Annotated in this window: 12 protein-coding genes and 1 pseudogene; 5 read left to right on the forward strand and 8 right to left on the reverse strand. The window is 67.1% G+C overall.

What is annotated here, in order from left to right:
- Positions 1-99 precede the first annotated feature (99 nt).
- The gene (locus tag LPZ50_RS02880) at positions 100-1,062 is read left to right on the forward strand and encodes a LysR family transcriptional regulator (RefSeq protein ID WP_230657307.1); all 963 of its coding nucleotides are present in this window, start codon (positions 100-102) and stop codon (positions 1,060-1,062) included.
- Positions 1,063-1,234: 172 nt separating this feature from the next.
- Entirely contained in the window at positions 1,235-2,179 is a 945-nt protein-coding gene (locus tag LPZ50_RS02885) for an N-carbamoyl-D-amino-acid hydrolase (protein WP_230657309.1), read from the forward strand.
- A gap of 142 nt (positions 2,180-2,321) precedes the next feature.
- Here LPZ50_RS02885 and LPZ50_RS02890 read toward each other — a convergent pair whose 3' ends face one another.
- Positions 2,322-2,936, reverse strand: coding sequence for a glutathione S-transferase N-terminal domain-containing protein (locus tag LPZ50_RS02890; protein ID WP_230657311.1), 615 nt, complete (start codon positions 2,934-2,936; stop codon positions 2,322-2,324).
- Positions 2,937-3,065: 129 nt separating this feature from the next.
- Here LPZ50_RS02890 and LPZ50_RS02895 point away from each other — a divergent pair, with 129 nt between their 5' ends.
- Both LPZ50_RS02895 and LPZ50_RS02900 read left to right on the forward strand, forming a co-directional pair.
- Positions 3,066-4,259 (forward strand): PQQ-dependent sugar dehydrogenase, encoded by a 1,194-nt coding sequence (locus LPZ50_RS02895; RefSeq protein WP_329957631.1) that lies wholly within the window; start codon positions 3,066-3,068, stop codon positions 4,257-4,259.
- A complete protein-coding gene (locus LPZ50_RS02900; RefSeq protein WP_230657313.1) occupies positions 4,256-4,894 on the forward strand; it encodes a glutathione S-transferase family protein in 639 nt (212 codons plus the stop codon). Before LPZ50_RS02895 ends, LPZ50_RS02900 begins: the two co-directional genes overlap by 4 nt.
- Before the next feature lie 30 nt (positions 4,895-4,924).
- Here LPZ50_RS02900 and LPZ50_RS02905 read toward each other — a convergent pair whose 3' ends face one another.
- Genes LPZ50_RS02905 through rocF form a run of 3 tightly spaced genes read right to left on the reverse strand, consistent with a single transcriptional unit; the run spans position 4,925 to position 7,378 of the window.
- Positions 4,925-5,299 carry a DUF423 domain-containing protein gene (locus LPZ50_RS02905; RefSeq protein ID WP_230657315.1) on the reverse strand — a complete coding sequence of 125 codons (375 nt, stop codon included), beginning with the start codon at positions 5,297-5,299 and terminating at the stop codon, positions 4,925-4,927.
- A gap of 43 nt (positions 5,300-5,342) precedes the next feature.
- Positions 5,343-6,401, reverse strand: coding sequence for an alcohol dehydrogenase (locus tag LPZ50_RS02910; RefSeq protein ID WP_230657317.1), 1,059 nt, complete (start codon positions 6,399-6,401; stop codon positions 5,343-5,345).
- A gap of 20 nt (positions 6,402-6,421) precedes the next feature.
- Complete coding sequence (rocF, locus tag LPZ50_RS02915; protein ID WP_230657319.1) at positions 6,422-7,378, reverse strand: arginase; 957 nt, start codon at positions 7,376-7,378, stop codon at positions 6,422-6,424.
- Between the two features lie 135 nt (positions 7,379-7,513).
- Here rocF and LPZ50_RS02920 point away from each other — a divergent pair, with 135 nt between their 5' ends.
- Complete coding sequence (locus LPZ50_RS02920; protein WP_419195558.1) at positions 7,514-8,323, forward strand: MetQ/NlpA family ABC transporter substrate-binding protein; 810 nt, start codon at positions 7,514-7,516, stop codon at positions 8,321-8,323.
- Positions 8,324-8,346: 23 nt separating this feature from the next.
- On the opposite strand, the gene asd is transcribed toward LPZ50_RS02920, so the two are convergent.
- The 4 genes and pseudogenes from asd to LPZ50_RS02940 form a co-directional block, all read right to left on the reverse strand.
- Positions 8,347-9,210, reverse strand: coding sequence for an archaetidylserine decarboxylase (gene asd / locus LPZ50_RS02925; protein WP_230657321.1), 864 nt, complete (start codon positions 9,208-9,210; stop codon positions 8,347-8,349).
- A 97-nt stretch (positions 9,211-9,307) separates the two neighbouring features.
- Positions 9,308-9,778 carry a hypothetical protein gene (locus tag LPZ50_RS02930; protein WP_230657322.1) on the reverse strand — a complete coding sequence of 157 codons (471 nt, stop codon included), beginning with the start codon at positions 9,776-9,778 and terminating at the stop codon, positions 9,308-9,310.
- 55 nt (positions 9,779-9,833) lie between these two features.
- Positions 9,834-11,078: a Zn-dependent hydrolase gene (locus tag LPZ50_RS02935; protein WP_230657323.1), complete on the reverse strand. Its 1,245-nt coding sequence runs from the start codon at positions 11,076-11,078 to the stop codon at positions 9,834-9,836.
- 12 nt (positions 11,079-11,090) lie between these two features.
- Positions 11,091-11,382 (reverse strand): annotated as a pseudogene (locus LPZ50_RS02940) (hypothetical protein); the annotation flags it as partial.

The following is an 11,382-nucleotide window of genomic DNA, read 5'->3' on the forward strand; positions in this document are numbered from 1 at the left end:
GACAGCCCGGGCAGGTTAGCACCGGGGCACGCGCAGCCCCTCATCGAAAAATGTCCCCGTCCTATAATCCGCCGTTATCGGCCACAGGGGAAAAAACGCATGAAACCGCAGCCCATCGACGCGACGGCAAGCACGCCCGGCGATGACGCGCGCATCGCGCCGCCGCTAAGCCTGCGGCAGATCGAAGTGTTCCGCGCCATCATGGTGGCGGGCTCGATCAGCGGGGCCGGCCGCATGCTGCATGTGTCACAGCCAGCCGTCAGCCGGGTGCTGGCCTTGACCGAAACCCGGCTGGGCTATCCCTTGTTCGAGCGCAGTAAAAGCCGCCTGCTGCCCACGCCCGAAGCGCTGCGGCTGTATGGCGAAGTAGAGCAGGTGTATGGCGGCATCCAGCGCGTGAACGACCTGGCGGCCAGCCTGGGGCGGCGCGGTTCGGGGGTGTTGCGGGTGGTGGCCAGCGCCAGTTTCGGGCAGGGCCTGATCCCGCGCGCCATGGAGCGCTTCCTGGCCCGCAACCGCAGCGCCAGGGTGGATTTCCGCAGCGTTACCTTCGATGAAATGGTGGGCTATTTTCTTAGCGGGCGGGCCGACGTGGGGATTTCCATGTCGTCGCCCGACCATCCCAACCTGAGCTCGACCCGCGTGGGCGAAGACGCCATCGTCTGCGTCATGCCGCCGGACCATCCCCTGGTCGGCCGCGAGGTCGTGCACGCGGCGGATTTTTCGTCCGCCAGCTGGATAGGCTACCCGGAGGGCACGCCGCTGGGGCGCGCGCTGGAAACATTCTTCGGCGCCGGGCCGGTGTGTCCGCCAGCCATCGAAGTGCATTCTCCGGTGACCGCGCATGCTTTCGTGCAGCAGGGGCTGGGGCCGGCGCTGGTGGACGGCTGGTGCATTCCGCCGGAATCCACGGTAGTGCAGAGGCCGATCGAGCCGCCCGCGCAGGTGGAGATCTGGGCCACGCATTCGAACCTGGCGCCCTTGCCCCTGCTGGGGCGGCGCTTTTTGTCCGCGCTGGGAAGCGTGCTGGCGGACACATCGAATTTTGTGCGCCAGGCATAACCTGGCGCTATCGCGCGGCCGCTGGTTTTTGTGGGCATGGGCTGCAAACCCTTGCGGGCCGCGGCTTTGCGGCATGCCTTGAGTTTGGCGCGGGCCGGCGGGCGGCGGTTTACGCCGGCGCGCGGGCCCGGCATGCTTGCGCTTTTTCGCATCGTACGAAGGAGTGCAGAGCATGAGCAAGGGGCAACGCAAGATCGGCTTGGCCGTGGCGCAGATGGGGCCGGTGCACCTGGCCGACAGCCGGGCCGCGGTGGTGGCGCGGCTGGTGGAGATGCTGCGCGAGGCTCATGGCCGGGGCGCGCGGCTGGTGGTGTTTCCCGAATTGGCATTGACCACGTTTTTCCCACGTTACTGGATGAGCGACGCCGACGCGCAGGAGCGCTTCTTCGAAACGCAGATGCCCAACGCGGACGTGCAGCCCCTGTTCGACGAGGCGCGCAAGCTGGGCGTGGGCTTTTACCTGGGCTATGCGGAACTGACGCCGGAAGGGGTGCCTTACAACACCGCCATCCTGGTGGACACATCGGCCCGCATCGTGGGCAAGTACCGCAAGGTGCACCTGCCCGGGCACGACGACCACAAGCCCGATGCGCCGTTCCAGCACCTGGAAAAGAAGTTCTTCCGGGTGGGCGACCAGCCGTTCGGCGTCTGGGACACGATGGACACCAGGATAGGCATGTGCCTGTGCAATGACCGCCGCTGGCCCGAGACGTGGCGGGTAATGTCGCTGCAGAGCGCGGAACTGGTGGTGCTGGGCTACAACACGCCGTCGGTGAATATCCACTGGCCCGAGCCCGTGCATTTGCGCATGCACCATCACCTGATTACCCTGCAGGCCAGCGCCTACCAGAACTGCGTGTGGGCGGCGGCTGCGGCCAAGTGCGGCTCGGAAGACGGGCACCACATGATAGGCGGCTCGGTGATCGTGGCGCCTTCGGGCGAGATCGTGGCCCAGGCCAGCACGGAAGAAGACGAGGTGATCGCGGTGAATGCCGACCTGGGCCTGGCCGAGACGTTCCGCCGCCATGTATTCGATTTCGCCCGCCATCGGCGCCCGGAACACTACGGGCTGATCGTGGAACGTACCGGCCCGGGCGAGCCGCTGCCGCGGGATTGATGCCGGTGCCTGGCGCCCGTCAGGGCGCCGGACATCGTTATGCGCCAAGGCAGTCTCAGCAGGACGGTGTCTGGCACCCCGGCGGGAGCCAGACACCCGGCTGCTATCAGGTATCAAGTTCCGGCAGTTGCCTGATACCGTCTTACTGCAGGCCTTCGGCCTTCAGCGCGGCCTGCACGCCGGGGTCGGCTTCCATGCGCTGGAAGAAGGCCGCCAGGTTGTCCATGCCGGACAGGTCGATCTTCTTGCCGTGCGCCCAGCGCAGCACCACGTACAGGTATGGGTCGGCGATGCTCGGCGCGGCGCCGGTAAGGTAGGGCTTGCCGGCCAGCTGGGTATCCAGGTGGCCGAACAGGGTGCGCAACTGGGCGGCGGCGGATGCGCGCAGTTGTTCCTGCGCGGGTTCGTCGGCCAGGTAGCGCTGCGCGCCGAACAGCAGCGAGAAGGTGCGGTGGACGTCGGAATTGATGAAGCCCAGCCAGCGCCGCGCTTCGGCGCGCGCGGCGGCGCTGCCGTCGCCCGTCAGCTTTAGTTGCGGCGCATGTTCCGCCAGGTATTCCAGGATGGCGGCATTCTGGGTCAGCGTGGTGTTGCCGTCGACCAGCGCGGGAACGGCGCCCAGCGGATTGATCTTCAGGTAGGCGGGCTGCTTCAGCTCGTCGCGCGACAGCTTGTGCGTTTCGTAGGGCTGGCCTATCCATTCCAGGATGATGTGCGATGCCAGCGAGCACGCGCCGGGCATGTAGTACAGTTTCATGAGCGATATCTCCAGAAGAACAAGACGGCTTCCGGCCGTGCGCCTATGGTACGCCACCATGCGGGCGCCGGCAGCCGCTGCTTTCCTTGCCGACAACCCGATCATCGACGCTGCCGCGGGAGGTTTTTCATGTCGAGATTGCGATCAAGCCGGGCCGTGCTGCCCATCTTGCGCGGGGCCGCCTTCGCGGCGGTATTGCTGGGCGCCACGGCGCCCGGTGTGTTGTACGCCCAGACCCAGGCCCAGGCCGCCACTGAGGGCAAGGTCGAAACCACTGAGCTTGCCAAGGGCCTGGAACACCCCTGGTCGCTGGCTTTCCTGCCCGATGGCGGCATGTTGATCACGGAACGGGCCGGCCGCCTGCGGCTGCTGGATGCGCAGGGCAAGTTGTCGGAGCCCATTGCCGGCCTGCCCAAAGTGCATGTAGACGGGCAGGGCGGCCTGCTGGACGTGGTGCTGTCGCCCGGCTTTGCGCGCGACCGCCTGGTGTATTTGTCGTACGCCGAGTCGGACGGCGATCGCAGCGGCACGGCCGTGGGACGCGGCAAGTTGTCCGAAGACGGGCGCGGCCTGCAGGATTTCACGGTGATTTTCCGGCAAGAGCCCAAACTGTCCAGCGGACAGCATTTCGGCGGGCGGATGGTGTTCGGGCAGGACGGCCTGCTGTTCATTGCGCTGGGCGAGAACAACCGCCTGCCCACCGCGCAGGATCTGGACAAGCTGCAGGGCAAGATCGTGCGCATCAAGCCCGATGGCTCGCTGCCCGAGGGCAACCCCCTGGCTAACCGCCAGGGCGCGCGCCCGGAGATCTGGACCTACGGCATGCGCAATCCGCAAGGCATGGCGCTGAATCCATGGACGGGCGAATTGTGGGAACACGAACACGGCCCGCGCGGCGGCGATGAAATCAACATCATCGAGCCCGGCAAAAACTATGGCTGGCCGCTGGCCACCTACGGCATCAATTATTCGGGCTTCGCCATTCCCGAGGCCAAGGGCCAGGCGCTGCCGGGCATGCAGGGCCCGCTGTACTGGTGGAAGAAGTCGCCGGCCATCAGCGGCATGGCCTTTTACGATGCCGACCGTTATCCGGCCTGGCGGGGTTCGCTGTTCATCGGCGCCTTGGCCGAGCAGGCGCTGATACGCCTGCAGCTTGAAGATGGCAGGAAGGTGGTGGCCGAAGAGCGCCTGTTAACTGACCTGGGCGCGCGCATCCGCGATGTGCGCGTGGGGCCGGACGGCGCGGTGTATGTGCTGACGGACGCGGGCGACGGCGCGTTGCTGCGCCTGGCGCCCGCCGGCAACCAGGGAGACGGCAAATGAGCACCTACGAACTGATCGGCTCGCGCGGCTGCGGATCGGCCATTGTGGAAATGGCCCTGCACTTGGCCAACGTGCCGTACACACTCACCGACCTGCCATACCTGAAGGCCGGCCCCGGGCGCGAGCGCCTGCTGCGGCTGAACGTCACGGGCCAGGTGCCGACGCTGGTCCTGCCCAGTGGCGAGGTCATGACCGAAAGCGCGGCCATGGTGCTGCACCTGAACGACGTGGCGCCGGCCGCCGGGCTGGTGCCGCCGGCCGACAGCCCGGACCGCGCCCGGTTCTGGCATGTGCTGATGCGACTGATCGGCGCGGTGTATCCCACTTTCACCTATGCGGACGACCCGCCCAAATGGACCACCGAGGGCGAGCCGGCCGAACTGCTGCGCACGCGCGTGCATGCGCGCCGGGCCGAACTGTGGCAGGAAATCGACCGCATTGCCGGCGCGCCGCATGTGCTGGGCCGGCGGTTCAGCGCGCTGGATTTGTATGTGGCGGTAATGATCCGCTGGCGCCCGGGGCCTACATGGTTCAAGGCCTGCTGCCCGGCGTTGTACGCGGTGGCCGAACAGGCCGCGGCGCAGCCGGATGTGGCGAAACTGCTGGCGCGGCATTTCGACCCGCCGCTGGAATAAGGACTGCGCCGGCGGGCCCGGCGCAAGGCGTTATGCGGCGCGCCAGGCCGCCCAGGCCACCATTGCCCAGGCCGCCAGGAAAGCCACGCCGCCCAGCGGGGTGATGGCGCCCAGCCAGCGCGTGCCGGTCAGCGCCAGCACGTACAGACTGCCGCTGAACAGCACGATGCCGGCGAACATCACGGCGCCCGCCGTGGACAGCAGCGTCGATCCGAATCGCGCGCCCAGCAGGGCGATGATGAACAGCCCCATTGCGTGGACCAGGTGGTAAAGCACGCCGGTTTGCCATACGGCCAGCAGTTCGGGGGTGACGATGCGCTTGAGCCCGTGGGCGCCAAACGCGCCGGCGCCCACGGCTGCGATCATGTTCAGGGCGGCCAGGATGGCCAACTGCCGGTCGGTCATGGATGAGTCCTTTGCAATGGGGAAGGCGTGGCGCGTGGCGCCGCTATGCCGCCAATACCGCGCGCCCCACGACTTTACCCTGCCGCAGCGCCCCCAGCACCGCGTCGGCTTCGGACAGGGCGTAGCGCGTGACGGGAATCTGCGGCACCTTGCCATCGCGCACCAGCGCCATGAGTTCGCGCAGTTCCTCAAGGTTGCCGACATAGCTGCCCAGGATAGACAGCGCTTTCAGGGGGATGAGGGCCAGCGGCCAGTTGGACCCGCCGCCGAACAGGCCCACCACCACCAGTTTGGCGCCCTTGGCCAGGCAATCGAAGGCCAGGCTGGTGGTGGCGGGCGCGCCCACCAGGTCGATGGCGCCGTACAGCGGCTGCCCGCCGGCCGCTTTCGACAGTTGCGCGGCGGCATCGGGCGCGGCGCCGTCCACGGCCGCCAGGGCGCCGGCATCCAGCGCCGCCTGGCGCTTGGCTGGATCGATATCCACCACGATGGCGCCCGCACCGCCTAGCGCTTTCAGCAGCGATAGGCACATCAGGCCCAGGCCGCCCGCGCCAAAAATCACGATGGGATGCTTGCGGTACAGGTCGGAGCCCAGTTTCTTCAGCGCCGAGTAGGTGGTCAAGCCCGAACACGCATAGGGCGCGGCCAGGGCCGGATCAAGGTCGCCGATGTCGATCAGGTAGCGGGCGTGCGGAACCAGCATGTATTCGGCGTATCCGCCTGGGCGGTGCACGCCCAGGCAGGCCGGCGCCGCGCAATGGTTCTCGCGGCCGTCCAGGCACACCGCGCATTTGCCGCAGCCTATCCAGGGGTACACCAGGTAATTGCGATCGGGCTGGACGTCGCCGGCGTCGGGTCCGGCCGAGGCCAGCGTGCCCACGGTTTCGTGGCCCATGGTCAGGGGCAGGGACACGCCGCGGTCTTTCAGGGTAAGTGTGCGGCCCTGGCCGAGGTCGTAGCCGCCTTCCCACAAGTGTATGTCGCTGTGGCATACGCCCGCGGCACGTACTTTCAGCAGTACCTGGGCGCCCTGCGGTTCTGGCATGGGCATTTCGCGCAGTTCGAGCGGAGCATGGAAATCGACGACGCAGTAGCACTTCATGGGGGTGTCTCCTGGTGAAATCAGGGGTGCCGGCGTATCGGGCGCCGGATCAGTGTGGATTTGCCGAACAGGCTTTGCACCAGGTCGGTGGCCAGTACGGCGGTTTTGTTGCGCACATCCAGCGCCGGGTTCAGTTCGACGATGTCCAGCGAACCCAGGCGGCCGGTGTCGGCGATCATTTCCATGCATAGCTGCGCTTCACGGTAGGTGGGGCCGCCGGGAATACTGGTGGCCACCGCGGGCGCGATTTCCGGGTCAAGGAAATCCACGTCGAAGCTGACGTGCAGGTGGGTGTCGGGGGTAAGGCCGGCCAGGGCTTCCTCCATGACGGCGCGCATGCCGATTTCGTCGATGCTGCGCATGTCGTAGATGCCGATGCCGGCCGCGTCGATCAGGCGCTTTTCGCCTTCGTCCACGCTGCGTATGCCGACCTGGCGGATCCAGGCGGGCTGCAGGGCGGGTACGTGGCCGGCCAGGGATGTCAGGGCCTGGGGGCCGTGGCCGCACAGGCAGGCCACCGGCATGCCGTGCAGATTGCCCGACGGTGTGAGGTCTTGGGTGTTGAAGTCGGCGTGCGCGTCCAGCCACAGCACGCGCAGCGGCTTGCCGGCGCCCTGGCAATAGCGGGCCACGGCGCTGATCGAGCCCGTGCCCAGGCAGTGGTCGCCACCCAGCAGGATGGGTAGGCGGCCGCGCTGCAGTTCGGTGTACACCGCGTCGTGCGCCAGCACGTTCCAGGCCACCACTTCATCCAGGTGGCGGTAGCCCTGTTGCGCAGGCAGCCCGGGGTTGGGCGGGCCGTTGAGATTGCCGGCATCTTCGACATGATGGCCCAGCGCCTGCAGGGCCGCCGCCAGCCCCGCCACGCGCAGGGCCTCGGGGCCCATCGAGGCGCCGCGCGAACCCGCGCCGACGTCGGTGGGCGCGCCTATCAGGGTAAGCGGGCGCGCGGGCGGCGAGGCATGAGGGTCGAGCATGGCGGCGGGCTCCTTGGCGGCCGGGGCCGCTTGCCTGGGGTACCGGTATCTTTAACGATGTGCGACGGTGGCGCAAGCGGTAGGGCACAATGGCGTTTTACGACCTGAGCCGCCCTTGGGGGCGGCATACCGATCATGATGCGTTTTTTCCGTTTGCCGCTGGCGGGCCTGCTGTGCCTGGCCATGATGGCGGGTCCGGCCGCCGCCGCCCAGGACAAGCCCTTGCGCATAGGGGTGATTGCCAGCGTGGCGAACGAGGCCACCGAAATCGCCATTGCCCAGGCCGCGAAGCAGGGACTGAAGGTTGAACTGGTGGAATTCAACGATTGGGTCATGCCCAACATTGCCGCGGCGGAAGGCTCGGTGGACGCCAATTTCTTCCAGCATGCGCCTTTCCTGGAACTGTTCAACCGCAGCCGCGGCGAGAACCTGGTGCCGATTGCTTATGGGTATTCCACTACCATGGGCCTGTTCTCGAAACGCCTGAAGCCGGGCGACCCGATCCCGGACCGCGCCAAGATCGCCATTCCCAACGACCCGGTCAATACCGGGCGCGCCCTGCTGCTGCTGCAGTCGATGGGGCTGCTGGTGCTGCGCACGGGTGCCGATCACCAGGCCACCATGCACGAGATCGTGGCCAACCCCAAGCAGCTGGCGCTGATCCAGATAGACGGCTCGCAGTCGGCCCGTACCTTCGACGACGTGACGGCATCGGCCACATACACCACGTTTGCCAAGCATGCCGGCATCAACGAAAAAGACGGGCTGGGGTTCGACAATACCGACCCCGAGAATGTGCGGCGCTACGCCATACGCTGGGTGACCAAGCCGGAACGCGCGCACGACCCGCGCCTGCTGAAGTTCATCGGCATTTACCAGAATTCGCCCGAGGTGAAGGCCAGGCTGCGCAAACTGTATGGCGACCTGATCGAATTCCCCTGGTAGCGAGGGGGCAGCCGCCGGGCGGGTCAGGCAGGCAGCGCCAGGATTTCGCCCATGCGCACGGGGCCGCGCACCGACGGGGTGTCGGTCCAGCGTACCCGTTCGGGGCCGAACAGCACGATGACCGTGGAGCCCAGCTTGAAGCGGCCCATTTCCGCGCCTTTTTCCAGATGGATGGGGGCCCGCGCCGCTTCGTCGTAGCGCGTGGCGCGGACTTGGCGCTTGTGGGGCGTGATCAGGCCGGCCCACACGGTTTCGACGGACGCCACGATCATCGCGCCCACCAGCACCATGGCCATTGGGCCGTATTCCGTATCGAACAGGCAGACCACCCGTTCGTTGCGGGCAAACAGTTCCGGCACATGGCCGGCGGTAAGCGGGTTGACCGAGAACAGCCGGCCCGGTACATGCACCATTTCACGCAGCGTGCCGGCGCAAGGCATGTGCACGCGGTGGTAGTCGCGCGGCGACAGGTAGATGGTGGCGAAATCGCCGCCAGCGAAGGGTGCGGCGCGGCCAGGATCGCCGCCCAGCAGGGTGGTCAGGCTGTACGAATGCCCCTTGGCCTGGAAAATGCGGCCATGTTCGATGGGCCCCAGTTGGCTGATGGCGCCGTCGGCGGGGCACAGCACCGCGCCCGGCTCTGCGTCGAGCGGCCGCGCGTCGGGCTTCAGGGCCCGGGTGAAAAACTGGTTGAATGTCTCGAAGGCCAGCGGATCTTGCACCAGGGCCTCGCTCATGTCCACGCCATAGCGGCGCACGAAGCGCGAGATCATCCAGTTCTTGATGGCGGGTGTGCGGCAGTCGGCCGCCAGGCCCATCAGGCGCGACACCAGGTGATGCGGCGCGGCGTACTGGCTGGCAAGGAATAGCTGGTCTTTGAAATGCATGGATTCTATGGGTGCGTTGGACTGCCGCGCGATGTTACTTGGTCTGGTCGCCTGGCGCCAGGTGGAAAGCGCGTAGCGCTTCGGGGTGGCCTTTACATTAGCCGCGCGGCAGCGGCTCGACCGGCACGCCTTCCGGAATGTAGCGCACGCGGTCGCGGTGGATCTGGCGCGTGGCGAATCCGGTATGGCGGCTGGCGGCATTGCGCAGCAGCACCGACAGGACCGAACCCTTGTCCTGGATCCAGCGGGTCTTGCCGCGCAGCAGCTGTATGGCGTTCTGCGGCGTGCCCAGCCGGAAGCCGGTGGCGTTGATCGTGACGCTGTGCTTGCCGTCGAAATTGGCAGGGTCTTGTTCGGTGATGGCGACCGCGTCCAGGTTGTTGCTGCCGTGATCGATGCGGTACAGGTAGGTGATGCGGTTGTGCGGATCGCGGATGGCGATGAGCTTTTCCGCCCCCGAGACGTCGGACATCATGCCGATGACCGGCGATTCGACCAGCCGGTTGCCGCGTTGTTCTTCGGTGTAGAGCAGCACGGTAAGCGGGGCGTCGACGGGGGCTGTGGGCATTGACGATAGAGCATGGGCGGGAAGCCGCGATTTTAGCCTACGCGGCCGGGGCCGTTCAGGGGGCAAGCCCCGCACGCGCCACCATGGCATCCAGCAGCACGTTGCAGCCGGCTTCCAGGTGTTCGGGGCGGGCGTCCTCGATTTCGTTGTGGCTGATGCCGTCCTTGCAGGGCACGAATATCATCGCCGTGGGGGCCACGGCGGCCATGTAGACGGCATCGTGGCCGGCGCCCGTCACGATATCCATGTGCGGCAGTTTGCGCGCGGCGGCACCAGCGCGGATCTTGCCTACCAGGTCGGTATCGAAGGGAGTTGGCGGGAAATATTGCACGTCCTTGACGTCCACCTCGACGCCATGGCGCCGTGCCACGTCCTGGGCGCCATCGTGCCAGGCCCGGTGCATGGCGGCCAGCGTTGCTTCGTCCTGGTGGCGCAGGTCTGCCGTGATGCGCACCTGGCCGGGGATGACATTTCGCGACCCCGGATGCGCGTGGATCTCGCCCACGGTGCCGCGGCCATGAGGCTGGTGGCCGTTGGCAATGTCGATGACGGCCTGTACCAGGTAGCTGGCGGCCAGCAGCGCGTCTTTGCGTATGGCCATGGGGGTGGGGCCCGCGTGCATTTCCATGCCGTTGACCTCTACGTCGTACCAGCGCAGGCCTAGCGAACCCGTCACCACGCCGATGACTTTATCTTCGTGTTCCAGGATGGGCCCTTGTTCGATATGGGCCTCGAAATAGGCATCGACGGGGCGCCCGCCCACCGGCGCCGTGCCGGCGTAGCCGATGGCCCGCAACTCGTCGGCCACGGACTTGCCCGCCGCGTCGCGGGCATTCAAGGCGGTTTCCAGGGGGAACTTGCCCGCGAACACCCCGGACCCCATCATCACGGGCACGAAGCGCGAGCCTTCTTCGTTGGTCCAGATGGCCAGTTCCAGCGGCGCGCGCGTCTGGATGCCGGCATCGTTGAGGCTGCGCATCACTTCCAGCCCGGCCAGCACGCCGAAACAGCCGTCGAACTTCCCGCCGGTGGGCTGGGTGTCGATGTGGCTGCCCGTCATTACCGGCGGCAGGGTGTCGTCCTGGCCGGCGCGGCGCCCGAAGATATTGCCGACCTGGTCTACATGCACCTGCAGGCCGGCGTCTTTCATCCAGCCCACCACCAGGTCGCGTCCCTGGCCGTCCAGCTCGGTCAGGGCCAGCCTGCAGTTGCCCCCCTTGGGCGTGGCGCCGATCTGCGCCAAATCCATCAAGGACTGCCACAGGCGCTGGCCGTCAATGGAGATCGTCGGGGTCGTCATGAGGGAGTCCTTTCAAGAGTGAACAGGTGGGGCAGGGGGCAGGCCGGGCGTGGCGAGATGCCAGTTCTGGAATTCCGCATGCCGGGCCAGCAGGCGGCGCGCCGAAAGATAGTCGGGCGAACCGATGGGGGCGCCGGCATCGCCGTCGCCGCGTTGTTGGGCCTCGTAAGCGGCAACCAGGGCGCGGGCCGACCGGACTTCGCCGGCATCGGGGGTGAAGGCGGCGTGGATCGCCCGCACCTTCAACGACATCTGGCACGTGACGCGGCAGCGTCCCCTGCCCCAGCGCGCGCTGATGTACTGG

Source organism: Bordetella petrii (assembly GCF_020991325.1).
Lineage (GTDB): Bacteria > Pseudomonadota > Gammaproteobacteria > Burkholderiales > Burkholderiaceae_B > Bordetella_A > Bordetella_A petrii_E.

What these genes read in the sequence shown, in the direction of transcription:
- LPZ50_RS02895 (WP_329957631.1), top strand. Translation starts at nt 3,066, where the DNA reads ATGTCGAGATTGCGATCAAGCCGGGCCGTGCTGCCCATCTTGCGCGGG.
- LPZ50_RS02900 (WP_230657313.1), top strand. Translation starts at nt 4,256, where the DNA reads ATGAGCACCTACGAACTGATCGGCTCGCGCGGCTGCGGATCGGCCATT.
- LPZ50_RS02885 (WP_230657309.1), top strand. Translation starts at nt 1,235, where the DNA reads ATGAGCAAGGGGCAACGCAAGATCGGCTTGGCCGTGGCGCAGATGGGG.
- LPZ50_RS02905 (WP_230657315.1), bottom strand. Translation starts at nt 5,299, where the DNA reads ATGACCGACCGGCAGTTGGCCATCCTGGCCGCCCTGAACATGATCGCA.
- LPZ50_RS02880 (WP_230657307.1), top strand. Translation starts at nt 100, where the DNA reads ATGAAACCGCAGCCCATCGACGCGACGGCAAGCACGCCCGGCGATGAC.
- asd (WP_230657321.1), bottom strand. Translation starts at nt 9,210, where the DNA reads ATGCATTTCAAAGACCAGCTATTCCTTGCCAGCCAGTACGCCGCGCCG.
- LPZ50_RS02930 (WP_230657322.1), bottom strand. Translation starts at nt 9,778, where the DNA reads ATGCCCACAGCCCCCGTCGACGCCCCGCTTACCGTGCTGCTCTACACC.
- LPZ50_RS02890 (WP_230657311.1), bottom strand. Translation starts at nt 2,936, where the DNA reads ATGAAACTGTACTACATGCCCGGCGCGTGCTCGCTGGCATCGCACATC.
- rocF (WP_230657319.1), bottom strand. Translation starts at nt 7,378, where the DNA reads ATGCTCGACCCTCATGCCTCGCCGCCCGCGCGCCCGCTTACCCTGATA.
- LPZ50_RS02935 (WP_230657323.1), bottom strand. Translation starts at nt 11,078, where the DNA reads ATGACGACCCCGACGATCTCCATTGACGGCCAGCGCCTGTGGCAGTCC.
- LPZ50_RS02920 (WP_419195558.1), top strand. Translation starts at nt 7,514, where the DNA reads ATGATGCGTTTTTTCCGTTTGCCGCTGGCGGGCCTGCTGTGCCTGGCC.
- LPZ50_RS02910 (WP_230657317.1), bottom strand. Translation starts at nt 6,401, where the DNA reads ATGAAGTGCTACTGCGTCGTCGATTTCCATGCTCCGCTCGAACTGCGC.